This is a genomic window from Bradyrhizobium sp. USDA 3256 (genome assembly GCF_054058275.1).
Genome location: NZ_JBSSAE010000002.1, coordinates 6076948 through 6101689 on the forward strand (window position 1 = coordinate 6076948; position 24742 = coordinate 6101689).

Consider the following 24742-nt stretch of genomic DNA (forward strand, 5'->3'; position numbering starts at 1 on the left):
TTTCGGAGTAAAGGCTGAGGCGTCCCCGCTCATCCGTCAGCGCGCTCCATGCCCCGCATCACCATCATCGAAACCGGGCTCGTCAACCCGCAAGCCCGCGAGCGCCACGGCAGCTATCCGCAAATGTTTGAGCGGATGGTGGCCACCGCCGATCCATCTGTTGGCTGCGAAGTCGTCAGCCTCGCTAGCGGCGAGACACTGCCGGATCCCACCACATTGGATGCGATCCTGATCACGGGATCATCGGCCGGCGTCTACGACGATGTCGCGTGGATCGCGCCGCTCGAAGCCTTCGTGCGCACGGCCCATGACAAGCGCATTCCGACCGTCGGCGTCTGCTTCGGCCATCAGCTGATCGCGCGGGCGCTCGGCGGCACGGTGCGCAAATCCGAGAAAGGCTGGGGCATCGGGCGCCACGTCTATCGGATCGCGCCGGACAACGGGCTGATCGACGGCGAGACGATCGCCGTCGCCTGCTCGCATCAGGATCAGGTAATCACCCCGCCCGCCTCCGCGCGCACCATCCTGTCGTCCGGGTTCACGCCGCACGCCGCCCTGCTCTACGCCAACGGCACGACGCTGTCGGTGCAGCCGCATCCGGAATTCACCGCCGACTATGCCGACGCGCTGTGCGATCTGCATCGCGGCCGCGCGCCGGATGCCCTGATCGAAGCCGCCAAGACCTCGCTCACCGAACTGCTCGACCACGCCACGCTGGGCGGCGTGGTCACGCGCTTCCTCGTGCAAGGAGGCAGCTAGCCCTTGCGCCACTGCGCGGCGGCGTCGCGGGCGAAATCGCGATAGGCCCGCGGCGCGCGGCCGAGCAGCTTCGTCAGGCGTGCCAGCTCGTCGGCCGTCGCGACCGCGCCGTCGCTCTGGTACCGGCCGAACATGAGGCGCATGTCGAGCGCGAGCCATGCCGGCATCGCTGCCTTGAAACGCTGCTCCATCGCCGCGAGATCGTCGCCGCCATAGTGGACCGCGCGGCCAAGCTCATCGCGCCAGATCGCAGCCGCGCCCTCGCCGGTCACGACGTCGGGGCCGACCAGCGCGTAAGTCTCGCGGCCCAGCGGGGCGGACGCGCGCTCGCGGCGCAGCAGCTCGATCGCGGCCGCCTCGCCGATATCGCGGATGTCGACCATCGAGATGCCCTTCGCGCCGATCGGCATGCCGTAGGCGCCGAAGTTCAGCAGCGGCTCCTTCAGCCGAAGATCGTTCTGGATGAAATAGGCCGGACGCAGGATGGTCGCGGGAAGATCGAGCGCCTCGATCATCCGCTCGACCGTGTGCTTGCCGGCGAAATGCGGCACGTCCGCATAGGCCTCGCCCTTGAACACCGAGAGATAGACGATGCCCTTGACGCCGGCCTCACGCGCGGCGGTCAGCGTCAGCATCGCCTGCGTCAGTTCGTCGGCGGCGTTCGGCACCAGCAGGAACAGCGTGCTGACGCCGTCAAGCGCAGCGCGGACCGAATCCACGTCGGCAAGATCGCCGCGAACCGCCGTCACGTACTGCGGAAATTGCGCCTTGCTGGGCGAACGCGTCAGGGCCCGAACCTCGACGCCCTGACCGGCGAGATGATTGAGAACCTGGGTGCCGATGGTGCCCGTGCTGCCTGTCACCAGAATGGTCATGTCGAATACTCCTCTTTGGGGCAGACCGTCTGCCGTTGCGGAGAAGCTATCCGTTCCAATTTTCCTTTGGAGGTGGCATTATCTGAACAGGCCGTTTCGAATATGGAACAGTTGGAACAGTTCGATGGACCTTCAGGTACTCGCCGATTTCAATCTGGTGGCCGCGCATGGCGGGCTCGGCCGCGCCAGCCGCGCTTCCGGACGGGCCAAGGCCACGCTGTCCCGCCGCGTCGCCGAACTGGAACAGAGTCTCGGCGTCCGCTTGATCGAGCGGGGTTCGCAGAGTCTGCGATTGACCGATGAGGGCCGCGCGCTGCACGAGCGCACCAGCGGTCCGCTGTCCGACATCGCCGAGGCCGGCGAAGCCGTGGTGCTCGGTGCGTCGACGCCGCGCGGCCGCTTGCGGGTCAGTGCGCCGGTCTTGCTCGCCCATGTCGCGTTCGGCCGGATCGGTGCGCGCTTTGCGCACGCCTATCCCGACGTCCAGCTCGAGATCGTCGCCGAGGATCGCCTGGTCGATCCGGTCGAGGACGGCTATGACCTCGTCATCCGCATCAACCCGTCACCGGATGAACGTCTCGTCGGCCGCCGCTTCCTGAATGACGAACTGCTGGTCGTGGCGCATCCCGATCGGCAACGACCGACGACCGCCGCGCGCGATCCGGATGGCGTCTTCGTCGATGCCGTTCTGATGTCGCAGACGCCGCCGGACACGCTCTGGCGCATCCAGAATGAACGCGAAGAGATCACGTTCAGGCCACGGGCAGTGTTGCGTCTCTCATCGATGCTGATGATGCGCGATGCGGTGCTCGCAGGCGCCGGCGCGGCCCTGCTGCCCAAGCTGCTGGTCGATGACGACATTGCCGCGGGGCGCCTCGCCTATTGGGGAACGGATGCCAGACCTCCGGTCGAGATCTGGGCACTGCAGAGCTCGCGACGGCTGGTCGGCGCAAAGGTTCGCGCGTTTCTCGACGTCGTCGAGCAGGCATTCCCGAACCGGGTGTTCGTTCCGCCGGCCTGAGTTGCAGCCCGGACGATGCGCCTCAGGTCATGCTGCCCGGCATGAAGCAGCGCACGCGCGGGTGGCCGTCGATATAGTGCTTCCACACCATGGTGCGCCCGACCTTGTTCGGCTCGGTGATCACGGCCTCGTGCGGCACGACAACCCATTCATTGTCGATGAGCACGCGAAAGTGGCCGTGATCCGACTCCCAGTCGGGATCGGCGACCACATAGCCGTCAGCATCCGAGCAGCATTGTCCATAGCCGCTGTGCAGGCTTTCGAACCAGGGCTTTAGCGGTGAATTGGCGTAGCGGCCGTCGTCCCGCGCCAGGGTCGGCGATGTCAGCCACATCGTCCCGAGCAGCAGTGCCGCACGCGTGATGGCGTGCATATCGTCGTCTCCGTAAGCGTCTATCCAGCTGCGGGCACGTCACAGACTGCTCGCCTGCGACGCTGCCGCCGCAGGCGAGCACGCGACACATCCTCGCCCCAGCACCTGACATTGAACGATGCAAGAGCAAGGCCAGACGGGATGCCGGAAGACTAGGGCCGACGAAAGTATAGGGCGTGCGGCGCGATCAACGACTCACTGCCGCAACCTCCGGAACGAGCGGCGGTGCGCTGCGCGACGCCGCCTGCAGCGTGCATTCGACGAACCGGCGCGGCAGCAGCGAAGCGTTGGAGCGCATCGCCACCAGCATGCGGCTCTCCGCATCCGGCGTGTCCAGCGGCTTCGCCACCACATTCATCACGCCGGCCTGCTGGTAGCAGGACGGCAGGATCGAAAGCCCGATCCCGGCCGCAACCAGGCTGAGCACGGTGCGCAGCTCATGCGCCTCCTGCACCACGCGCGGGGCAAAGCCCGCCCGCCGGCACAGCATCGCGGCCTGATCACCGACGCCGCAACCGCTCTCGGCCATGCCGACGAATTCATGCTCGGCAAGGTCGGCCATCTCGAGCGCACCCTTCGCGCCGGCCAGCGGATGATCCAGCGGCAAAAACACCATCAGCCGGTCGCGCCACACCACATGCACCTGCAGATCGGCCGCCGGCCTGAAATCGAGCGGCGGGCGCATGATCGCGACATCGAGCTCGGCGTCGGCAAGCGCGCGCAGCTGCGTTGCCGTCGACATGTGCCGGAGCTCGATCTTCACCCGCGGATAGCTGGCGCGAAAGCTGCGGAACAGCTCGGCGAACATGTCGAGCATCGGGACCGAGCCGGTGAAGCCGACCCGGATCATGCCGGCCTCGCCGCGCGCCGCACGGCGCACCGTCTCCGACGCCAGATCAAGCTCGCTGACCGCTCGCCGCGCATGTTCCAGCAGCAACTGCCCGGCCTGCGTCAGTTCCACCGCGCGCCGCGTTCGCGCCAACAGGCGCGTGCCGAGCTCTTCCTCCATCGCCTTGATCTGCGTGCTCAGCGGCGGCTGGCTGACATGCAAGCGTTTCGCTGCGCGGCTGAAGCTGAGCTCTTCGGCCACCGCGATGAAGTAACGAAGCTGCCTGTAATCCATCGCTTATTCCGATTCCCTATAAGTCGGGGGTCAACAAGGTATTTGACCTCACGGGGCCGTTTCCCGATCTTCGCGCGAAATCACCAGTCCTCCAAGGGAGAAGCGCGCGAAATGCGTCAGGTTCAGGCACGACGGCGCGGCGCTCGCAGCGGGTCAGCCATGCAATATCGCAGCGGACGATAGAAGATGACCATTCCGTTTCGCGTTCTCGTCACCGGCGACAGCCTCGCGCCGGCCGCCGTCAATGTCCTCAGCGAGATCGGCGCAGATGTCGTGCTGATGCGCGATGCCGTCACGCCCGAACGTCTCACGCACGAGATGGCGCGGGCGTCGACGCAGGCGATCCTGATGCGCGGCAATCCGGTGTTCTCCGCCGCCACCATCGCCGGAAATCCGCACCTGCGCGTGATCGCAAAGCACGGCGCCGGCGTCGACAGCGTCGATATCGACGCCGCAACAGCCAGGCGCGTGCTGGTGATGGTCGCGGGCGACGCGAATGCGCCCGCGGTCGCCGAGCACACCATCGCGCTGGTCCTCGCGCTCGGGCGCGATGTCGTTAGCCTGAACGCACGAACCCATTCCGGCGCCTGGGACCGCACCACCTATCGCGGCCGCGAAATCCGCGGCCGCACGATCGGCCTGGTTGGCTTCGGTCGCATCGCCCGCCACGTCGCCCGCGCGGCGGGCGCGCTCGGCATGAGCGTCGTCGCGCTCGGCCGGAGCAAAGGCCGCGTCGATCCGGCGCTGGCGCGCGAAGCCGCCGACCTCGCCGAGCTGCTCGCGGTCTCCGACATCGTCAGCCTGCACGCGCCGCTGACCGATGCGACGCGCGGCATGATCGATGCCGGGCGGCTCAACGCCATGAAGCCCGGCTCCCTCCTGATCAACACCGCGCGCGGCGCGCTGGTCGACGAGGACGCGCTTTGCGCGGCGCTGCGAAGCGGCCATCTCGCCGGTGCCGGCCTCGACACGCTGGCGGAGGAGCCGCCGGCGAAGGACCGGCCGATCCTGCAGGCGCCGAACCTGATCGTGACGCCGCATATCGCGGCCCAAACCGGCGCATCGATCACGCGGACCGGCGTCGAGGCCGCGCGCAACATCGTGGCGGTCCTCACGCAACGCGACATCGATCGCGCCAATGTGGTGAACCCGGCGGCACTCGACGCGCCTTAAATCTCGCAGAAACGGCCCACCAAGAGGCCGCGATATCAAGAGGAAACGAACATGAATCTGGGGTGGCTGTCCAAGCTGTCCGCCGTCGAGCGCAAGACCTTCTTCGCCGCCTTCGGCGGTCTTGCGCTCGATTCGATGGACACGACGATCTACGCGCTGGTCACGCCGGCGCTGATCGCAACGCTGAGCCTGTCGCGGCCCGACGCCGGCATCCTTGCCTCAAGCTCGTTGGTCGGCACGGCCGTCGGCGGCTGGATCGCCGGAATTGCCGCCGACCGGTTCGGCCGGGTGCGCGTGCTGCAATTCACCATCCTCCTGGTCGCGGTCTCGACCTTTGCCGCCGCCTTTGCCGACGGCTTCTGGTATCTGCTGGTCGCGCGCGCCATCCAGGGCATGGGCTATGGCGGCGAGGCCGCGGTCGGTGCCGTGCTGGTCGCCGAAGTGGTTTCGGCCGGCATGCGCGGCCGCGTCGCCGCCGCGATCCAGAGCGGATACGCCGTCGGCAATGCGCTGTCGGTGGCGCTGTTTCCCGTCATCTTCGGCTGGCTGTCGCAGGACATGGCCTGGCGCGTGTTCTTCGCGATCGGAATCCTCCCCGCCCTGCTGGTCTTCTTCGTCCGCCGCTTCGTGCCGGAATCCGCGATCTTCGTCGAGGAGAGGGCGCAGCGCGCCGCCTCGCCGACGCACAGCTTCTGGACCATCTTCACCGGCGAGCATCTGTTCAAGACGCTGGTCGCGACCTTCTTCACCACAGGCACGCTCGGCGCGGCCTATGTGATGATCACCTGGCTGCCGACCTATCTGCAAACCGGGCTGCATCTGCCGGTCACGCACACCGCCGGCTATCTCGCCGTCAACATCTTCGGATCGTTCGTCGGACCGATCGCCTTCGGCCTGATCGCCGACCGCATCGGCCGCCGCAAGGGTTTCATGCTGTTCCTGATCTGCCAGGCGCTGAACGTCGCGGTCTACACCCAGGCGCCGATCGGCCAGGGCATCACCGTCATCCTCGGATTCTTCCTCGGCGCGTTGCAGGCCGGCCTCGCCTCCGGCCTGATGCCGACCTTTGCCGAGCTGTTTCCGACCAGCATCCGCGCCAACGGCGCCGGATTCGCGCTGAGCGCAGGGCGGGGCCTCGGCTCGATCGTGCCGGCGACCGTCGGCATTCTCTCGACGCGGATGCATCTCGGCGACGCGATGGCGATCTGCGCCATCTGCGGCTACACCGCCGCCTTCTGCGCGGCATTGCTGCTGCCCGAGCAGCAGGGCATCGACCTCAGAACAATGGCAGCGGGCGCCGCGCCGGACGAGACCGATCGCCTGCCGCACGAACGAGAGGCCGGACACCCAAACAACATCCGAAATGGCGTCGCGACCCAATGAACGCCATCACAACGAACGGGAGGATTGCAATGACCAGAGCGTCCGTCACTGAGCTCGAGCAGCAGACCATCCGCCGCGTCCATCGGCGGCTGATCCCGATCCTGTTCGTGATGATGTTCTTCAACTATCTCGACCGCATCAATCTCGGCTACGCCGGGCTGACGATGAACAAGGACCTCGGTCTCAGCCCCGCGATCTTCGGCTTCGCGGCCAGCATCTTCTTCCTCGGCTATATGGTGCTCGAGGTGCCGAGCAACCTGATGCTGCACTGGCTCGGGGCGCGGATCTGGCTGGCGCGGATCCTGATCACCTGGGGCCTCGTCGCCGCGCTGACCGCCTTTGTCTGGAATCCGCTCAGCCTCTATGTGATGCGGTTCGGCCTCGGCGTCGCGGAAGCCGGCTTCATGCCCGGCGTGGTGCTTTACCTCACCTACTGGTTCCCGGCGCGCTATCGCGCCCGCGCGGTGGCGGGATACATCATCGCCGGCTCGTTCTCGGCGGTTTTGGGCGGGCCGATCTCGACCAGCATCATGACCTGGTTCGATGGCGCTGCCGGTCTCCACGGCTGGCAATGGATGTTCCTCGCCGAGGGCGTGCCGACCATTCTGCTCGGCCTGTTCACGCTCTATTATCTCACCGACCGCCCGGCCAAGGCGAGCTGGCTCACCAAGGAGCAGGCGGCCTGGCTGGAGGGCGAACTCGCCGCCGAGCGGGCCGAGATCGAGCAACAGGGGCAGCACAGGTTGATCGAATGCGTGCTCGATATCCGGGTCTGGCTGCTGGCGGCGCTGTTCGGCTGCGCACTGGTCGGGATCTACGGGCTCTTGCTGTGGCTGCCGCAGATCATCAAGGGAATGGGCAATCTCAGCAACATCCAGGTCGGCTTCCTCTCGGCGATCCCGCCGCTGCTCGGCGTCATCGGCACCATCGCGGTCAGCCGCAGCTCGGACAAGACCGGCGATCGCAAGTTTCATCTTGCCGCGGTCTATCTGCTGGCCGCGGTTGCGATGCTCGGCAGCGCCTATGTGGCGAGCCCGGTGCTGGCCTTCGTGTTCCTGTGCATCGTCGGCTTCAGCCTCAACGCCGGCAATCCGCTGTTCTGGAGCATCAACGCCTCGCTGCTGACCGGTGCGGCCGGTGCCGCCTCGGTCGCGCTGGTCAACACGCTGGCGCAGTTCGGCGGCCTGATCGGACCCTGGTGCATCGGCCTGATCAAGGACTCCACCGGAAGCTTCTCCTGGGCATTGGTCGGCATCGCCGGCTTCCTGTTCGTCGCCTCCGCCATCGCCGCCACCATGCGCGTCAAGCCGCACGAGACGGAATTGATGGGCGCGATCCCGTCATCCGTCGCCCACTGACAACCTACCAAGGAAGCAACCATGATCATCGATTGTCACGGCCATTACACCACCGAGCCGGCCAAGCTGCAGATATTTCGTGACAAACAGCTCGCCGGCCTCGCCGACAAGTCGCGACGGCCGCTCACCACCAATCTCGGCATCACCGACGAGGAGATCCGCTCTAGCGTCGAGGGCGCACAGCTCCGCCTGCAGAAGGAGCGCGGCACCGACGTCACCATCTTCTCGCCGCGCGCCGCCGGCATGGCGCACCACGTCGGCAAGGAAGCGACCAGCCGCGAATGGACCACGATCTGCAACGACCTGGTGCACCGCGTCTGCACGCTGTTCCCGGAGAACTTCGTCCCCGTGTGCCAGCTGCCGCAGAGCCCGGGCGTCAAGCCTGCCAACTGCATCGAGGAGCTGGAACGCTGCGTGACCCAGCTCGGCTTCGTCGGCTGCAACCTCAATCCCGATCCGGCCGGCGGCTATTGGTGCGATCCGCCGCTGACCGACGAATGGTGGTATCCGCTGTACGAGAAGATGGTCGAGCTCGACGTGCCGGCGATGGTTCACGTCTCCTCGTCCTGCAATCCCTGCTTCCATGGCACCGGCGCGCATTACCTCAACGGCGACACCACCGCCTTCATGCAGTTCCTGACCTCGGATCTGTTCAAGCGCTTCCCGACCCTGCGGTTCATCATCCCGCATGGCGGCGGCGCGGTGCCCTATCACTGGGGCCGCTACCGCGGCCTGGCGCAGGACATGAAGCTGCCGCCGCTGTCGGAGCATCTCTTGAAGAACGTGTTCTTCGACACCTGCGTGTATCATCTGCCCGGCATCGAGCTGTTGACCAGGGTGATTCCGGTCGAGAACATCCTGTTTGCGTCGGAGATGGTCGGCGCCGTGCGCGGCATCGATCCTGAAACGGGTCATCACTTCGACGACACCCGCCGCTATATCGACGCGCTGCCGCTGAGTGCTGCGGACAAGGCCAAGATCTTTGAAGGCAATGCCCGCCGCGTCTATCCTCGCCTCAACGCCCATCTCGACCGCCGCGCGCATTGAGCGACCGCGCCGCCAACACACCGGAGAAAACCGATGGCCATAGGATTTGCTATTCACAAGGCGAAACGGAAAGTGTCGCCCGATCTCGTCGCGCGCTACCGCACCCTACCGGTCGCCAATATCAGCGATTCGATGTCGCGCATCGCAGGCACCAACCGGCTGCGGCCGATGCACGCGGGCGGCTGGCTCGGCGGCCCGGCGCTGACGGTCAAGACCCGGCCCGGCGACAATCTGATGGTCCACAAGGCGATCGACCTGGCGCAGCCGGGCGACGTCATCGTGGTCGATGCCGGCGGTGTGCTGGTCAACGCCATCATCGGCGAGATCATGTCGACGCTGGCTGAGAAGAAGGGCGTCGCGGGCTTCGTGATCGACGGCTCGATCCGCGATGCTGGCGCGATCCGCGCCGGATCGTTCCCGGTGTTCGCCGCCGGCGTCGCCCATCGCGGCCCCTACAAGGACGGCCCGGGCGAGATCAACTGCGCCATCTCGATCGACGGCATGATCGTCGAGCCCGGCGACCTCATCGTGGCCGACGACGACGGCGTGCTCTGCGTGCCCTATGACGACGCCGAAGCCATCTGCAAGCTCACCGAGGCCAAGAAGGCCACCGAGGAAAAGGCCATCCAGCAGATCCTCGCCGGCACCAGCGACCGCCGCTGGGTTGACGAGGCCCTGCAGCGCCTCGGCTGCGAGTTCAAGGACTAGACGACGACGGTCCCAAAAGGCGGCGATGCCTGCCTTTTGGGCACCAATTTGCGCCAAGTCGGCCGGAATCATCCCGCCCGTATCGGGTGCGCTTGCCCATCCATCAAAATCGGGAATTTTTCCCGATTACAGTTGGAAAAGAATCCCGGCCTTCCGGGACTGATGTTGTTTGCCAAAGCCACGCCGCTCCCGCAGTCTCCGAGCCAAGGTTCGTCGGGGATCAAGCGGACCGTGGCTTGGGGGTGGGCGTCATGGCTGGTGCGTTGTTGCGTGCGGCAACACGGTCTTTGTCTTCTTCGGTCTATACGCGCGGCGCTGCGGCCGTGCTGGCTGTTATTGGCTCTGCACTGCCCTCGACTGTCCTGCACGCTCAGACGGCCGATCCGGTCCCCACTGAACTGCCGCCCGTCAACGTGATTGCGCCCACACCGCTGGCCGGCACCCGCAGCGCAAAGCCGGCGGCACGGCCGGTGGTTCGGACCACGCGAACCGCGCGAACCCGAACCGGACCTGTTGCTCCGGCAGCGGGACCCGATGTCGGCACCGCTGCACCCGGCCCCTCCGACCGCGACTCCACCCTGATTGATCGCGACAAGGTCCCGTCCAACACCGCGGTGATGACGACGCAGGATTTCAGCCACAACTACTCGACCAACTTCCTCGATGCTGTGAACCGCAAGCTGCCCGGCGTCACGCTCGGCGACCAGACCGGCAATCCGTTCCAGCGCAATCTCGACTACCGCGGCTTTACCGCCTCGCCGGTCCAGGGCACGCCGCAGGGCATCGCGGTCTATCAGAACGGCGTGCGCATCAACGAATCCTGGGGCGACGTGGTCAACTGGGATTTCATCCCGGAAAAGGCCATCGACAGCGTCGCATTGTTTCCCAACAATCCGGTGTTCGGCCTCAACGCGATCGGCGGCGCGCTGAGCATCCAGATGAAGAACGGCTTCACCTATCAGGGCTCCGAGGCTGAACTGTTCGGCGGCTCTTACGGGCGCGTGCAGGGCAGCGTGCAGGCCGGCGGCCAGAGGGACAACATCTCCGCCTACGCTGCGTTCGAATCCGCGTATGATCGCGGCTGGCGCGACTACGCCAATTCATCGCACATCAACCGCATGTATGTGGATGTTGGCGCACGCAACGACGACACCGAATTTCACGTCAATTTCACCGGCGCCAGCAACCTGCTCGGCAACGTTGCGGCAACGCCGGTCCAAATGCTCAATCAGCGCTGGTCGAGCGTCTACACCTGGCCGCAGACGACGCTGCTTCAGCTCGCCTTCGTCAACGCGACGCTGAACCACAATTTCTCCGACACCTGGTCCTTCCAGGGCAATGCCTATTTCCGCGGCTTCCGGCAGACCCATGTCGACGGCAACGGCACCGACGTGCATGCCTGCGACGGTGGAGACAGTTTGTGCATCGGCGACGACCTGCCGATTTTCGGTCCGGCGGGCGGTCCCTCGGTTCCGAACACGCTGGGCAACGCCTTCCTTGGCGAAGTCGACCGCAACCGGGCCGCGACCAACAGCTTCGGCGGCACAGCCCAGCTGACCAACTCGGACAAGCTGTTCGGACACGATAACCACGTCGTGATGGGCGTCAGCGTCGACCACGGCAACACGAAATTCACGGCGACCAGCGAGCTCGGAACGATCGATCCGAACAACCTGTTCGTGACCGGCACCGGCATCTTCATCAACCAGCCCGACGCCGGTCTCGCCCCGGTCGACCTGCGCGCCACCAACACCTACACCGGCGTCTATCTCACCGATACCTTCGACGTGACGAACAGGTTCTCGGTCACTGCCGGTGGACGATTCAACTATGCCCAGATCGATCTGCAGGACCAGACCGGCACTAACGATGCGCTCAACAGCAGCAACCGCTTCCAGCGCCTCAACCCGGTGATCGGCGGCACCTACAAGATCACGCCGAACCTCACCTTTTATGCCGGCTATTCAGAGGCCAACCGCGCGCCGACGCCGCTCGAGCTCGGCTGCTCCGATCCGGCCCGCCCCTGCGTCATCGATTCCTTCCTGGTGTCCGATCCGCCGCTCAAGCAGGTCGTGTCGCACACCGTCGAGGCCGGCTTCCGCGGCACCTGGGGCAACGACGCCAGGACCGGCATGCTGAGCTGGGGCGTCGGCGCGTTCCACACTCTGTCCGACGACGACATCATCCGGGTGCAGAGCCCCATCGGCACAGGCAATTTCGGCTATTTCCAGAATGCGGGGCAGACCCTGCGGCAGGGCATCGAAGCCAAGCTCGACTACCGCGTCAATCGCTGGAACGCCTATGCCAACTACACCTTCATCGATGCGACCTATCGAAGCGCAAATACGTTGCCGGCTCCCGACAACCCGAACGCCCTGACCGACCCGAACAACGATGACGTCCGGTTCATCAACGTCAAGCCGGGCGACCATATCCCGGGCATTCCGGCGCACCGCTTCAAGGCAGGTGTCGAGTACCTCGCCACCGACGCATGGAAGGTCGGCGCCGACATCAATGTGGTGGGCAGCCAATGGCTGGTCGGCGACGACACCAACCAGAGCCAGAAGGTCCCGGCCTACGCGGTCGTGAACCTGCACACCTCCTACAGGATCACACCAAATATCGAGGTGTTCGGCCTGATCAACAACGTCTTCAACCAGCATTATTATCTCGGCGGCGCGTTCTACGAGACCGGCGGCTTTGCCAGCGCCGGAGCTGCGCCCAACCTGATGGCCCAGCTGACCGATCCGCGCACATTCGTCCCCGGCATGCCGCTCGCGGCCTATGCCGGCATCAGGGCGAAGTTCTAGGGCAATTCCTGAAGACGCTACGCCACCGTCCCGCCGTCGACCGGCATCGCGATGCCGGTGACGAACGACGCCTTGTCCGACAGCAGGAACACCGCGACTTCCGCAATCTCCTCGGGGCGCGCCGCGCGGCCCATCGGATTGCGGGTGACCGCGGCCTTGATCAGCTCCTCCGGATCGGCCTCGTTGTGGCCCGGCTGGTCCGGCCGGTTGACGAACACCCGCAGCATCGGCGTGTCGATCGCACCGGGGCAGATCGCGTTGACGCGGACGCCGTCCTTGGCGTGGCGCTTGGCGAGCGCGCGCGCCAGCCCGATCACGCCGGCCTTGGCCGCCGAATAGGTCGGACTCCACGGCGAGCCGACCAGGCCCGAGGTCGATGCGGTGAACAGGATGCTGCCCTGGCGCCGCGCGGTCATCTGGCCGAGCGCCGCGTTGGTGGTGATCAGCTGCGAGCGCAGATTGAGATCGACGCTGAGATCCCAGCCCTCGAGATCGTCGATCACGGACGGACCGGGAATGCCGAGATGATTCCACACGCAGTCGAGCGCGCCGAATTCCTTCACCGTCGCAGTGACGATATCGCGCGCAAAGCCGTCGTCGCGCAGATCGCCGGCCAGCGCCAGCGCGCGCCCGCCGCCCTTTTTGATCTCGTCGACCACCGCCTTCGCGCCGGCCTCGTTCTGGTCGACCACCGCGACCGCCGCGCCCTCGCGCGCGAGGATGCGTGCCCCGGCGCGGCCGGCGCCCGATGCCGCGGCGGTGACGAGTGCGATCTTGCCCTGCATGTCCATGTTTCGATCCTGACTGTGCCCGTGACTTCGAGCCTTCTTGGTTTGACGTTCTGGTTGAATCAGGACCGCAGCGCTGCCGTCTTGCGCTGACGCGCTAAAGCATGATCCGGAAAAGTGCGAAGCGGTTTTCCGAAAAGATCGTGCTCAAACAAGGAGCTAAAGCGCGATGGCGCTTCAACCTGATCTCGTCGCGCTTTAGCGCCCGCCGAACAGGACCGGAGACTGGCCGGGCAGCAGCTGCGAATGAATGTCGCTGTCCATGCGCTCGGCCCCCTGCTGGGTAAAGCTCGCGCCGAAAGACAGGCTGAGATTCGAAGTCGGCCGGAACTCGAGGCCCGCGCGCGCGGAATAGCCCGCGTTGACACCGGGATTGCCGCTGAACGGCGCCAGCGGTCCGCCGGCACCGGGCGGATTGTATTTCAGCGTGTCGAAGCCGGCGAAGAACGTCACGGGCGTATTACCGACACCCCTGAAATTGTAGCCGAACTGCGCGCCCTGATATTCCAGCGAGCCGAACGCCGCCGATTGGCCGAGCGCGTTCCAGCCGACGCGGCCACCTTCGCTGCCGGCGAACCAGCCGTCGGGCCGGCCGTTCAGATATGAGAAATCGCCGCCTTGCGCGCCGGCGGCGTCAAAGCTCGGAAAGTTTCCGTAGGTATCTGCCTTCTGGCCATCGGCAAGGCTGCCGCCGAAACCGAACAGCGAGCCCGGCGTCCAGTAGCGCACCGGGCCGGCCTGAGCACTGGCCTGCTGGCCGCTCAGGCACAGCGCCAACACTGCTATTGCGAGGCCGAGTTTACTTACCAAAGTGGTCATCAGGTTACCGTCACGAGCGCCGGGATTATACGGCCCACCGAGCGGGAACGCCAGCCTGCACCCCTACTCCGCCGCGAGCAGCTTCTGTTTCAGCAAATCCGTCAGCCAGTCGGCAAACACCTGCAGCCGCCGCGATAGATGCTGGCGGTGCGGATAGAGCAAGGTCATCGGCATCGGCGCGGCGCGGTGCCGCGTCATCAGCTCAATGAGCTCTCCGGCATCGATATGCCGCTTCACGTCGTAGGCGGGAATCTGGATCAGGCCGAGGCCGGCGAGGCAGCAGGCGATATAGGCCTCGGCGCTGTTGACGGTGACGCGGCCGCGCATCGCGACCGTGCGGGTTGCGCCCTGCTCGCACCACTCCCATTCCTCGATGCGGCCGGTGGAGGGCGAGGCGTAGTTGACTGCCCAATGCGCGCCGAGATCGTCGGGCGTTCGCGGCGCGCCGTGGCGCGCGAGATATCCGGGGCTTGCGACATTGATCAGCGTCAGATCGCCGAGCGGCCGCGCGATCAGACCGGAATCGCTGAGCGGGCCGACGCGCACGACGCAATCGGCGGAATCCTCGATCAGGTTGATGGCGCGATCGGTGACGCCGAGATCGATGTCGATTTGCGGATAGCGATCAAGGAAAGCCGGCAACGCCGGTGCGATGATCAGGCGGCCGATCCGCCCGGGCACGTCGACCCTGAGCCTGCCGGACGGTTCGGCGGCGGCGTGGCGGAACAGGGTCTCGGCTTCCTCGACATCGGCAACGACGCGCAAGGCTCGTTCGTAGAAGGCCGCGCCGTCATGCGTGGGCGACACCTTTCGCGTCGTGCGATGGAGCAGCCGCGCGCCAACGCGCTGCTCCAGTTCCGCGACCGCTGACGAGACCGACGAGCGCGGCAGGCGCAGCGTATCGGCTGCCCGCGTAAAACTCGCGCACTCGACGACGCGAGCGAAGATGCGGAACAGGTCGATGCGGTCCAAAATCGTCCTCGATTGTTCGCCATCTCTGACAAGTGAGATCACAATGCATGACTTTATCGGCGAATTCTAGACGATATCGTCGTCTCCAGAAAGCGGCTGCAGGGCGCGGCTGCGAGACCTGGAGAGGCGAACGCCATGACCGACCACAGCATCAAGGGCAAGACCGTCATCATCGCCGGCGGCGCCAAGAATCTCGGCGGCCTGATCGCGCGCGATCTCGCGGCTCACGGCGCGAAGGCGATCGCGATCCACTACAACAGCGCGGCCACCAAGGCCGATGCCGACGCAACAGTGGCGGCGGTGCAGGCCGCAGGCAGCAAGGCGGTCGCCTTCCAGGCCAACCTCACGACATCGGGCGCGATGGAAAAACTGTTCACCGACGCGGTCGCCGCGATCGGCCGTCCCGACATCGCGATCAACACCGTCGGCAAGGTGCTGAAGAAACCGATGGTCGAGATCTCGGAGGCCGAATATGACGCGATGAGCGCGGTCAACGCCAAGTCCGCGTTCTTCTTCCTCAAGGAGGCCGGCCGCCGCGTCAACGACAACGGCAAGATCTGCACGCTGGTGACGTCGCTGCTCGGCGCCTACACGCCGTTCTATGCAGCCTATGCCGGCACCAAGGCGCCGGTCGAGCATTTCACCCGCGCGGCATCGAAGGAGTTCGGCGCGCGCGGTATCTCGGTCACCGCGATCGGACCCGGACCGATGGACACGCCGTTCTTCTATCCGGCCGAAGGCGCGGACGCGGTCGCCTATCACAAATCGGCGGCAGCATTGTCCGGCTTCTCCAGGACCGGGCTCACCGACATCAAGGACATCGTGCCCTGGATCCGCCTGCTGGTGTCGGACGGCTGGTGGATGACCGGCCAGACCATCCTCGTCAACGGCGGCTACACCACGAAGTGAGGCGCGATCTCAGTCGCCTTTACCATTCGAATCGCGTGCCGACTCCGACGGATGTCGAGCCCTTCGCATCGACATCCGACTCGACGCGGATATGGCGCGTCACGTCGACATTGGCCGACACTCCTGACTGGCTGGCGCTCGCGCCCGTCCGCACGCCCACGCTCAGCCTGTCGCCGATCGCGCGCGAGGCACCGACCATCGGACCGCCCGCTCCGGCGCCCACATCCAGATTGTCGACCCCGAGCGAGCGGCGCATGCGGTCCACCGTTCCCTCGCCACCGCTCGCGAACTGAGCGGCGGCCCCTGCGAGTTGCACGGCCTGCGAGGTCGTCAGGCTGCCCGAAGCTTTCTGAAAGAGAATGCGCGACAGGATCTCGTCCTGCGGCAACTCGGGCTGCGAATGGAAGGCGAAGACCGGCGCGGCCGCCGGGCCCGAGATTCCGACCTGCGCGGTGATGTCAGAGGCCTGTATCTCTGCCGCGAAATCGAGCTCGGGCGCGAGATCACCATTGAAGGAGAGATTGCCCTTGGTGAAGGTCAGCGTCTTTCCGAGCACCACCAGCTTGCCCTGATAGAGCGAGAAGGCCCCCTTCGGGACCGGCGCGTTGCTCGTGCCGCCGACATGAACGGAGCCGCCGAGTTCCGCGGTTACCCCGCGGCCATGGATGAAGACGTGGTTGGGCGCCGAAACTGTCACGTCGAGCGCAGCATTGAAAAGCGCCGGACGCTTCTTGTTGCCTTTCGGCGTCTCGGCCTTGCGCGCAGCTGCGAGCCGTGCAGCGGCCTGTCCCGAGGCGTTCACATGGTTGATGCCGTCGATCGGCTTCAGCGTCGACGGCAGGCGATCCGGAATATCGACGTTGACGCGAGTCAAGTCGACGTGACCGACGATCCGCGGATCGCGCGCCAGGGCGCCTGTGACGTCGATAGCGAGATTGGCCTGCGCGGTCGCCAGCGCGCTGGAAGCAAGCGTCGCCTGCTGACCGCGAATCGAGATCGTGCCTGGAAAACCTGCATCCGGGGCGACCCGTACCTGACCGGAGCCGGACAACGTACCGCCGTTGGGCGTTACCGCGGCCAGGCGCTCCACGACGATGCGCTCTCCTCCGGCGGTGATTTTCGCCTCGACGGCATCGAGGCGCGTGCCGAGCATGCTGTCGCGGAAGGTACCCCCGCTCATGGTGGCGACACCGCCGATCTGTGGCTTGGTACGCGTGCCGCCGACACGGGCATCGAGCGTAACGCTGCCGGACACGGTACGGCCGGAGGCGGCAAGCGCAGCATTGGCGACGGCGGCATCGAGGCGGCCCTTCGCGGTCAGCGCGATGAGACCCGTGGCGTCGAGCGGCACCGTGCCCGACGCCGTGATCGCGCCGGCTCTTCCCGCGGCAATTGTGGTGTTCAGGCTCGCGCGGCCGCCATCAAGTCGTCCGTCCGCGGCAACGTCGATCGGCGGCAGGCCGGCGTTTCTGGTCTGTGGCGCCGTGAGCTGCCTGACCGCGACCTTGTACTGGCCGATCGGCGCGCTGATGGAGCCCGCAATCGCCGCTGACGCGTCGAGGGTCCCGCTCAGGCCCAGACCGGGTATCGCGACATCGGCCTCGCCGAGCGGGATCGCGCTCGCCATGACCTTGAGGTCGAGCACCTGGCCGGCTTTGCCGTCCACCGTGAAGCGGCCGCGTCCAATTGCGAGCGCCAGATGCTCGATCAGCACCGTGCGATCGTCGAGCGTGAAGCCCGCGGGGCCCTGCAGCGCAATCGCTTTGGCGCCACGGCGCGCGGTGAAGCGGTTGAGATCGAACCGCACCCGCTCCCTGGTGGTCAATGCACCCGCGGCATCGAGATCGAACCCGGCAGCCCTGGCGGACAGGCCGACCGTGCTCGCATCCGCATTGCCCGTGGCCGCCAGCGTGACGTTTGAGACTGTCTGACCGCCGAACTCGGCGCCATTGACCTGCGCATCAGCATTGAGCACCGGATGGCTGTAGAGATCGGCGCCATCGGCGCGCAGATCGAAACTGCGGACGGTCGCACCCGCGGCACGGATTCCCGCGCCCTTGCCGGCAAGCCGGACCGACTGCTGGCCGCCATCGGCCGAAGCGGCAAGGTCGAGTGAGGCCGAACCGGCGAGCTCTGTAAGGGCAAGCGGCGAGAGGTCGGTGAGCGCCCCGGCTGCGAAGCGAATCTGCCCGCTGGCGAATCTCTGTGCGTCAATCGTTGCCGCCCCCTTCAGGGATACCGACCCGATCGCGATGTCGATGGTCTTTGCGTGCCATCCCGCAGAGGCGGCAGCTGCGCGATCGTCGGGCTCCGACGACCGACGGCTCACCTGAACGATCCCGCGCGCAGGCTTGCCGTCGACGGAGCCGTCGAGCTTGGCCTCGACGGCACAGACTCCGTTAATGTCGTCGACCGTCGCGGCGAGCGCCAGATGCGGAATCGGACGCCGCATCGCGGTGGCGCGATCCACCGAGGCCACGAACGAAACCCCGGGATGCGCGAGCCCGCCGGTCAGGCCGACGTCGAGAGCTCCCGCGCCGGTAAGGCGCGCATCGGCCGCCGAGAGATCCGGCAGGTCGACACGCGCCGACAGGTCACTCGAGTCGCGCGTCAGTGTTCCTTTGGCGCGAACCGCAACATGAGCACCATCGATCGACGCGTCGCGGACCGTGTAAGTGTCGCGGCCATCAGCAGAGATATCGGCTGCAAGTGCGAGCCGCGCGCCCGCGAGCCCATCGAGCGCCGCAAGTCCGGTCGCAAGCTTCTCGCCGGCACCTGACATTCTGATATCAAAGCTGCCACGCTGGAGATCCGTATCGAGATCGAGGCCGAACGCCACCGAGCCCTTGAGCTTCAGCCCGGCAAGGTCGGCAAAGGCGCCGAGGTCGGGCACGGTTCCGGTTGCCCGGCCATTCAGGCGATCGGCGCTGACATCGCCTGCATAAGTTGCCTGAACCGTTGATGTGCCGATCTCGAGACGCTCGATCCTGGCGCGGCCGCCCAGGTCCGTATCGCCGTGGAGCACGATCGACGCGGTGTTGCCGATCGCGGCCGCCAAACTCGCGTCGCGTGGCACAATGCCGGAAGCGCGCAGTTTCCCGTCAAGGACGATACGCGTTGCCGGATCGCTGGCCTCGGCACGAGGAACGGCCGTGATGGACGCATCAAGCGTCTCGACGCCTCCGTCCGGCAGATGAGCACCCGATAGCGCGAGCTTGACCGATGCTGTCGGAGCCTTGATTGGGCCGTTGACGCGGCTGTCGAAGACGAGGCTGCGGATCGAGCCTTGGTCAGTCTCGGTCACGTCGCCGTTGCTTGGCAAGGCGCGGATCGAAGCCGCGAAATCCACGACCTTGTCGGCTGCGAGCTGACCTTTCGCGTCGAGCCGCGCGAGACGGCTCGTAAGCGTCAGCCCATCCAGGGTGACGCTGCCGTCGTCACCAAAATGCGTCGTGCTGTCGAGACTGGTTTCACCGGCGAAGACCGGCGCGGCGATCGCCGGCAACAACGGTTCGAGGTGGCTGGCAAGGCGCGTTGCGAGCACTCGGGCCGTGCCGTTTCGGTCGAGCGTAATCGCGCCGGTCGCATCGATCGAGGGGCCGGCCTGCAACTTCAGGGCACCGCGAAAGCTGTCGAGCGTGCCCTTGCCGCCCAGTGCGAATGTGACGGGCGGCTCGCCCGGCAGATGGCCGAGCTTCGACATGAGTCCGTGGGCCGGCTCGTCGAGCGTGACGTCGAGGGTAAGCGCATTTCCCTGCGGAACGTAGGCGAGAGCGGCCTTGAAGTGGCCCGGAAAATCCTTGCGGGTGGCATCGAGGTTGAAGACGAGCCCTTCCGAAGGCGAGCCGAGCTCGGTATTGCCGGTCGCTGCGACACTCAAAGCTTCACCCAGAATCGACTGTCCCAGCGTCAGGGCCCGCAGGTCGAAAGCCTTCACCTGCACCTTCACCGGAAGGTCAGGCAGGATCGGCTGATCGGACTCGGCGGCAGGCTGGTCGGACGGAAGCGGTTTTCGCTTGATCTCAAGCGTGCCGATCTCGAGACGGTCGATTTCCAGCCGTCCCAGCAACAATGCGCTGCGTCGCCAGACGAGGCGCGCCTTGTCCAGCGTCAGCCAGACACCGTCCTTGTCGGTGATGCTAACGTCGCGGACCGTTGCATCCGAGGACAGCACACCATCGACGGCGCCGACATGGACCTGGGTCGCCGGCGTCGAGAGCGTCCGCGAGACGAGAGTGGCTAGCACATCCTGCTGGTTCTCGCCGCTACCGCTCACCATTCCGTAGAGAACGACACCAAGCACCGCGGCAGCGATGAGGCCCAAGGCCGCGACGGCAGAACCGATAATGAACAGCCGTCGGATGCGCATCAGAAGGCTTGCCCAATGCTGACATAGATCGCGTAACGGCTGTCGCCGGGGCGAGGGTTCAGCGGTGTCGCAACGTCAAGGCGGATCGGGCCGACTGGCGTGAGATAACGCAAGCCAAGTCCCGCGCCGTAGCCCACATAGTCGTCGAAGCCTGGCAGGGATGATCGGGAGGCGGTGCCAAAGTCGAAGAATGGCACGAGACCGATGGTGGGCGTGATCCTGACCCGCACCTCGGCGGAGCCCTCGATCAGGCCGCGACCACCGGTGATTTGGCCGAACATCATCGGCGAAATGGTGTTGAAGCCGTAACCGCGCACGGATCCGCCGCCGCCGGCGAAGAAGCGATGTGCATCCGGAATCTGGTCGAGCGGCGCGCCCGCAAGCGAGCCTGCGGCCAACCGACCCGCCAGAACATAGTCGGCCTGCTCGTCGAGCGCATAGTAGGCCGAGCCCGCAACCCGCGCTTCGAGCAGATCGATCGTGGAACCCATCAGCTTCGGATAGGCATTGACGGTCGCCGAGAGGCGCACACCGCGCGTGGGGTCGAGCGGATTGTCTGTCGTGTCGTAGCGGCCGGTCGCCGTGAAGCCGATCAATGTCGCATCGACCCGCCCCAGCACGTCCTGCGATTTTGATTGCTCGACCTGAAGACCGGCCTGCAGCGAAGCCGCCTCCGAAAAGCGATGGATCACGCCGAATGTGCCGCGCACCGTGTCATCAGTGTAACCGCCGAGGTCGTTGTTGCCGACACGCTCGCGGAACGCGGTGGCCTCGATCAGTAGATCGTTGGCCGTACCGAACAAGCCTGGCTTGATGAAGGTGCCGGTAAACCGTGCGCCAAAATCCGAGCCGCTCAGATTATTGAAGCCGGTGAAGGACGTGCCGTCGATCCGTTGCAGGAGCGAGGCAGACGCTTCGAGCCTCAGGCGCTCGCCGCCGCCGAATATGTTCCGATCCTCGTAATAGCCAGCAATGCCGGGACCATCGACAGTGGAATATTTCGCCGAGAGGCCCACCGTGTGCCTGGGCCTTTCCGCCAAATCGATGAAGACCGGCAGATTGCCATTGGCATCGAGCTTCTCGGCCTCGCGGACGCGAATTCCCCCGATGGCCGGGATCTTTGCGATCGAGGTTTTCGCCAGGGCAAGCCGCTCTGGCGAATAGGGCTCGCCTTCCCTCAGGTAGACATGCGTGGCCACCACTCTCGGATCGACATCTCCGCCCGAGATCATCACGGCGCCGATGCCGGCCTTGGGGCCCGCTTCGACCCGCAACCGAAAGTCCATCGCAGCGGCGCCATGATCGACAGTGGCCTTGACGTCGGCGACCTTCGCGAGCGGATGTCCGTTGCTGCGGAACCAGTCGACGAGCTTCACTTGCGCGGCGCGCAGGTCGGCAGAAATCGCAGGATCCCCGGACTTCAGTGCAAACGCGCGGCGCGGCAAGCCCTGCGGCGCTTGGTCGCGCGGATAATCTACATCAACGGCGCGCAGCTTGAACAACGGACCAAGTCGCGCGATGACCTTGACGGGCACAACCGTCCGATTGCGAAAGCTGTCGGCCCGATGCGCGGCCGCGGCAAGCCCAGTCTCGTCGAGGGAGATTGGAACTCCATCTATCGTCACATCGATCTGGGCGTTGTAGCGGCCAAGCCCCCAAAGTGCATCGAGCATCGGATTGATATCCGCCTGCAGCCGGCGCGCGAGACCATCCCCGTCCGGCGGCGGTTCCTGTCGAAGGCGATAGGTGCCGGCGGCATCGCGCAATGCCTGTTCGGCGTCGCTATCGTTCTTGCCCTCCGGCGTCTTGGCTTCGATCTCCAACCGATAGGACAACGTCGTGGCGCTGACCGGCGGCGGATCGTCGGAACCGAACAGACCAAAGAAGTCGAGCGCGTGAGCCTGCTCGCACAGCGAGCAACCGACGACAGCGACGCACGCCGAACGCAGAACGCGTCGCGCCGCAGCGATGAAATACCTTCGCCTTGCCCGCGCCGGCAAAGGCGGCAGGCATCGTCGCACCACGATTTGCTTGATTGTTCCGCTCCGCCTGCCTGTTGACACGACCCGAGTCTCCGCACCTCGGGTTCCGGCGATCCCCTGTCTCCGCATTCAACAGGCACCACACGCGAAGTTGATAGACTCATGATGGACAATGTTGGGCAAACGTAAGGGAACCTCGATGTTCGTCGCAGTTATCCGACCTCCAATGCGCGCCTCCATCGGTTCCGGCAACCGCATCTTGCGAGCAATCCGCCACGCGCGTGATCAGGATTACGTGGCGCTGATGCTGGAATCGTCGACAGTTAAAAGCAGAGTGCAAGCTCGGCCGATCCAATCCGCAAATGCAGGGGAACAAGTTCAGGCCGAGCCGGCAGGCTGCTGCCGCGGCCGATCAACGCAGAGCCCGTCGGGTGGTGCGTTGCGCAGGCGCATTAACCAATCCGGGCCCTGCCACTGATTTGCCCGACGGCGCAAGCCGCCGCAGCTGTGATCTTACCTCCCGCGTTCTTTATTACGCGGGACCTATGGGTGCGATCGGCACCCGGCTTTCCCTGCGCCCTTTGTTTCCAAAGTGGCGAAACGAAATGCAAAGCTCGGACAGATCATGTCGCAAGAGCGCGGAAGTATGACTCACCGGCGCGCAATACATTCGGTGTCGTCTCGGCGAAAGCAGGGACGACGTGGGGAGGGAGTCGTGTGCTTTCATTCTGCCCGGTATTATGCCCGCGAAGGCGGGCGATCCAGTACGCCGCAGCCTCTCGGCGTCTCTGGACCGGATCACCCGCATGCGCGGTGATGACACAGAACAAGCTCCGCGGCATTGCGCCGCGAGCCGCGCTGCGGCGCAACAATCAAAATGAGACTGCCCGTTAAGCCACCCGGCGCCGACGACATCCGCGCCGCGCCCGCCTTCGGCTAGCTTTGCCGGCAACAACCGGACGTCCACCAGCCTTCGCACGCCAAGCGGACGCCGGCGACAACACAGAGGGAGGAGCGCGATGTTGAAAGGCAGTTTGGGACTGATTGCGTTGAGCAGCCTGTTGCTTTCGGGCACGGCGTTCGCTCAGGAGAAGATCAAGGTCGGCGTCACCGCGACGCTCGAGGGCACCTACACGGTGCTCGGCGAGGACGGCATGCGCGGCTTCCAGACGGCGCTCAACGTGCTCGGCAAGAAGATCGGCGACAAGGAGCTCGAATTCGTCGTCGCCTCGACCGACGCGACGCCCGACTCCGCGGTGCGCGCGGTGCGCAAGCTGATCGAGCAGGACAAGGTGCAGATCCTGCTATCGCCGCTGTCCGGCGACGAAGGCATCGCGGTCAAGAATTTCGCCAAGACCCATCCGGAGCTGACCTTCGTTAACGCCGCATCCGGCGCGCAGGAGACGACCTATGTCGATCCGGCGCCGAACTTCTTCCGCTACAACATGGACGGCGCGCAGTGGCAGGTCGGCCTCGGCAAATACGCCTACGAGACCAAGGGCTATCGCAAGATCGCGACCGTCGGCGAGGACTACTCCTTCATCTACACCCAGGTGTTTGGCCTGGTGCTCGAGTTCTGCGGCGCCGGCGGCCAGGTCACCAACCGGCAATGGGTGCCGCTCGGCACCAAGGACTTTGCCTCCGTGATCGCCGCGCTGCCTGACGATGTCGATGCGATCTATCTCGGCCTCGGCGGCGCCGATGCCGTCAACTTCCTCAACCAGTATCAGCAGGCCGGCGGCAAGGCGCATCTGATGGGCGGCTCGATCATGATCGACCAGACCATCCTGTCGTCGAAGGGCAATGCCAAGAACGCGCTGATCGGCACCATCGCCGCCAGCGGCCAGGCCGATACCTGGGAGGATCCGGGCTGGCAGAAATTCGTCAAGGCCTATCAGGATGCCTTCCCGCCGGCCAAACGCTTCCCGAGCCCGTCGCTTCTCGCGACCAACTATTACGGCTCGACGATGGCGCTGATCCTGGCGCTGCGCCAGGTCAATGGCGATCTCTCCAACAACCAGGCCAAGCTCAAGGACGCGCTGGCGAAGATCGAGATCGACGCGCCGAACGGCAAGATCAAGCTCGACTCCAACCGCCAGGCGATCGGCACCAATTTCGTCACCGAGGTGGTCGATGACGGCAAGGGCGCGCTGTTTAGCAAGGTCGTCAAGGTGATCCCGAACGTCAACCAGACGCTGGGCTACGATCCGGCCGTGTTCGCCAAGATCGGCCTGCCGAGCCGCACGGTCCCGGAGTGCAAGAAGTACTGACGT

At 65.6% G+C, this 24742-nt stretch carries 18 protein-coding genes; 10 read left to right on the forward strand and 8 right to left on the reverse strand.

Annotated elements, in window-relative coordinates; genetic code table 11:
• The first annotated feature begins 48 nt into the window (after window positions 1-48).
• The gene (locus tag ACVWY5_RS30655; RefSeq protein WP_028333295.1) at window positions 49-759 is read left to right on the forward strand and encodes a type 1 glutamine amidotransferase; all 711 of its coding nucleotides are present in this window, start codon (window positions 49-51) and stop codon (window positions 757-759) included.
• Here ACVWY5_RS30655 and ACVWY5_RS30660 read toward each other — a convergent pair.
• Window positions 756-1634 (reverse strand): NmrA/HSCARG family protein, encoded by an 879-nt coding sequence (locus ACVWY5_RS30660; RefSeq protein WP_028333296.1) that lies wholly within the window; start codon window positions 1632-1634, stop codon window positions 756-758. The two genes, ACVWY5_RS30655 and ACVWY5_RS30660, sit on opposite strands and share 4 nt — an antisense overlap.
• Window positions 1635-1758: 124 nt before the next feature.
• Here ACVWY5_RS30660 and ACVWY5_RS30665 point away from each other — a divergent pair, with 124 nt between their 5' ends.
• Entirely contained in the window at window positions 1759-2655 is an 897-nt protein-coding gene (locus ACVWY5_RS30665) for a LysR substrate-binding domain-containing protein (RefSeq protein ID WP_028333297.1), read from the forward strand.
• Window positions 2656-2677: 22 nt separating this feature from the next.
• Here the strand turns inward: ACVWY5_RS30665 and ACVWY5_RS30670 are convergent, their stop codons facing one another.
• Together ACVWY5_RS30670 and ACVWY5_RS30675 are read right to left on the reverse strand one after the other, a co-directional pair.
• On the reverse strand, window positions 2678-3028 hold the full coding sequence (locus tag ACVWY5_RS30670; RefSeq protein ID WP_051376072.1) for a hypothetical protein: 351 nt from the start codon (window positions 3026-3028) through the stop codon (window positions 2678-2680).
• Window positions 3029-3215: 187 nt separating this feature from the next.
• Window positions 3216-4151 carry a LysR substrate-binding domain-containing protein gene (locus ACVWY5_RS30675; protein WP_028333299.1) on the reverse strand — a complete coding sequence of 312 codons (936 nt, stop codon included), beginning with the start codon at window positions 4149-4151 and terminating at the stop codon, window positions 3216-3218.
• 186 nt (window positions 4152-4337) lie between these two features.
• Here ACVWY5_RS30675 and ACVWY5_RS30680 point away from each other — a divergent pair, with 186 nt between their 5' ends.
• From ACVWY5_RS30680 to ACVWY5_RS30705, 6 genes are all read left to right on the forward strand, one after another.
• Window positions 4338-5324 carry a hydroxyacid dehydrogenase gene (locus ACVWY5_RS30680; protein WP_038377330.1) on the forward strand — a complete coding sequence of 329 codons (987 nt, stop codon included), beginning with the start codon at window positions 4338-4340 and terminating at the stop codon, window positions 5322-5324.
• Between the two features lie 51 nt (window positions 5325-5375).
• A complete protein-coding gene (locus ACVWY5_RS30685; protein WP_028333300.1) occupies window positions 5376-6707 on the forward strand; it encodes an MFS transporter in 1332 nt (443 codons plus the stop codon).
• A gap of 29 nt (window positions 6708-6736) precedes the next feature.
• Window positions 6737-8065 carry an MFS transporter gene (locus ACVWY5_RS30690; protein WP_028333301.1) on the forward strand — a complete coding sequence of 443 codons (1329 nt, stop codon included), beginning with the start codon at window positions 6737-6739 and terminating at the stop codon, window positions 8063-8065.
• 21 nt (window positions 8066-8086) lie between these two features.
• The gene (locus ACVWY5_RS30695) at window positions 8087-9112 is read left to right on the forward strand and encodes an amidohydrolase family protein (RefSeq protein WP_028333302.1); all 1026 of its coding nucleotides are present in this window, start codon (window positions 8087-8089) and stop codon (window positions 9110-9112) included.
• A 33-nt stretch (window positions 9113-9145) separates the two neighbouring features.
• Complete coding sequence (locus ACVWY5_RS30700) at window positions 9146-9820, forward strand: RraA family protein (protein WP_028333303.1); 675 nt, start codon at window positions 9146-9148, stop codon at window positions 9818-9820.
• A gap of 323 nt (window positions 9821-10143) precedes the next feature.
• Entirely contained in the window at window positions 10144-12630 is a 2487-nt protein-coding gene (locus ACVWY5_RS30705; RefSeq protein WP_283809438.1) for a TonB-dependent receptor, read from the forward strand.
• A gap of 17 nt (window positions 12631-12647) precedes the next feature.
• Here ACVWY5_RS30705 and ACVWY5_RS30710 read toward each other — a convergent pair whose 3' ends face one another.
• From ACVWY5_RS30710 to ACVWY5_RS30720, 3 genes are all read right to left on the reverse strand, one after another.
• On the reverse strand, window positions 12648-13421 hold the full coding sequence (locus ACVWY5_RS30710) for an SDR family NAD(P)-dependent oxidoreductase (RefSeq protein WP_028333305.1): 774 nt from the start codon (window positions 13419-13421) through the stop codon (window positions 12648-12650).
• A 195-nt stretch (window positions 13422-13616) separates the two neighbouring features.
• On the reverse strand, window positions 13617-14237 hold the full coding sequence (locus ACVWY5_RS30715; RefSeq protein WP_028333306.1) for a hypothetical protein: 621 nt from the start codon (window positions 14235-14237) through the stop codon (window positions 13617-13619).
• A 63-nt stretch (window positions 14238-14300) separates the two neighbouring features.
• A complete protein-coding gene (locus ACVWY5_RS30720) occupies window positions 14301-15209 on the reverse strand; it encodes a LysR family transcriptional regulator (protein ID WP_028333307.1) in 909 nt (302 codons plus the stop codon).
• A gap of 135 nt (window positions 15210-15344) precedes the next feature.
• On the opposite strand from ACVWY5_RS30720, the gene ACVWY5_RS30725 reads away from it, so the two are divergent.
• Window positions 15345-16118, forward strand: a complete 774-nt coding sequence (locus ACVWY5_RS30725) for an SDR family oxidoreductase (RefSeq protein ID WP_028333308.1) — start codon at window positions 15345-15347, stop codon at window positions 16116-16118.
• A 19-nt stretch (window positions 16119-16137) separates the two neighbouring features.
• On the opposite strand, the gene ACVWY5_RS30730 is transcribed toward ACVWY5_RS30725, so the two are convergent.
• Window positions 16138-20487: a translocation/assembly module TamB domain-containing protein gene (locus tag ACVWY5_RS30730; protein ID WP_028333309.1), complete on the reverse strand. Its 4350-nt coding sequence runs from the start codon at window positions 20485-20487 to the stop codon at window positions 16138-16140.
• Window positions 20487-22511: an autotransporter assembly complex protein TamA gene (locus tag ACVWY5_RS30735; protein ID WP_456671730.1), complete on the reverse strand. Its 2025-nt coding sequence runs from the start codon at window positions 22509-22511 to the stop codon at window positions 20487-20489. The genes ACVWY5_RS30730 and ACVWY5_RS30735 overlap by 1 nt, the downstream gene beginning before the upstream one ends.
• A 977-nt stretch (window positions 22512-23488) precedes the next feature.
• On the opposite strand from ACVWY5_RS30735, the gene ACVWY5_RS30740 reads away from it, so the two are divergent.
• Entirely contained in the window at window positions 23489-24739 is a 1251-nt protein-coding gene (locus ACVWY5_RS30740; protein WP_028333311.1) for an ABC transporter substrate-binding protein, read from the forward strand.
• Window positions 24740-24742: the final 3 nt, after the last annotated feature.

What these genes read in the sequence shown, in the direction of transcription:
- ACVWY5_RS30740 (WP_028333311.1), top strand. Translation starts at nt 23,489, where the DNA reads ATGTTGAAAGGCAGTTTGGGACTGATTGCGTTGAGCAGCCTGTTGCTT.
- ACVWY5_RS30660 (WP_028333296.1), bottom strand. Translation starts at nt 1,634, where the DNA reads ATGACCATTCTGGTGACAGGCAGCACGGGCACCATCGGCACCCAGGTT.
- ACVWY5_RS30700 (WP_028333303.1), top strand. Translation starts at nt 9,146, where the DNA reads ATGGCCATAGGATTTGCTATTCACAAGGCGAAACGGAAAGTGTCGCCC.
- ACVWY5_RS30685 (WP_028333300.1), top strand. Translation starts at nt 5,376, where the DNA reads ATGAATCTGGGGTGGCTGTCCAAGCTGTCCGCCGTCGAGCGCAAGACC.
- ACVWY5_RS30710 (WP_028333305.1), bottom strand. Translation starts at nt 13,421, where the DNA reads ATGGACATGCAGGGCAAGATCGCACTCGTCACCGCCGCGGCATCGGGC.
- ACVWY5_RS30730 (WP_028333309.1), bottom strand. Translation starts at nt 20,487, where the DNA reads ATGCGCATCCGACGGCTGTTCATTATCGGTTCTGCCGTCGCGGCCTTG.
- ACVWY5_RS30690 (WP_028333301.1), top strand. Translation starts at nt 6,737, where the DNA reads ATGACCAGAGCGTCCGTCACTGAGCTCGAGCAGCAGACCATCCGCCGC.
- ACVWY5_RS30725 (WP_028333308.1), top strand. Translation starts at nt 15,345, where the DNA reads ATGACCGACCACAGCATCAAGGGCAAGACCGTCATCATCGCCGGCGGC.
- ACVWY5_RS30670 (WP_051376072.1), bottom strand. Translation starts at nt 3,028, where the DNA reads ATGCACGCCATCACGCGTGCGGCACTGCTGCTCGGGACGATGTGGCTG.
- ACVWY5_RS30695 (WP_028333302.1), top strand. Translation starts at nt 8,087, where the DNA reads ATGATCATCGATTGTCACGGCCATTACACCACCGAGCCGGCCAAGCTG.
- ACVWY5_RS30665 (WP_028333297.1), top strand. Translation starts at nt 1,759, where the DNA reads ATGGACCTTCAGGTACTCGCCGATTTCAATCTGGTGGCCGCGCATGGC.
- ACVWY5_RS30715 (WP_028333306.1), bottom strand. Translation starts at nt 14,237, where the DNA reads ATGACCACTTTGGTAAGTAAACTCGGCCTCGCAATAGCAGTGTTGGCG.
- ACVWY5_RS30655 (WP_028333295.1), top strand. Translation starts at nt 49, where the DNA reads ATGCCCCGCATCACCATCATCGAAACCGGGCTCGTCAACCCGCAAGCC.
- ACVWY5_RS30675 (WP_028333299.1), bottom strand. Translation starts at nt 4,151, where the DNA reads ATGGATTACAGGCAGCTTCGTTACTTCATCGCGGTGGCCGAAGAGCTC.
- ACVWY5_RS30680 (WP_038377330.1), top strand. Translation starts at nt 4,338, where the DNA reads ATGACCATTCCGTTTCGCGTTCTCGTCACCGGCGACAGCCTCGCGCCG.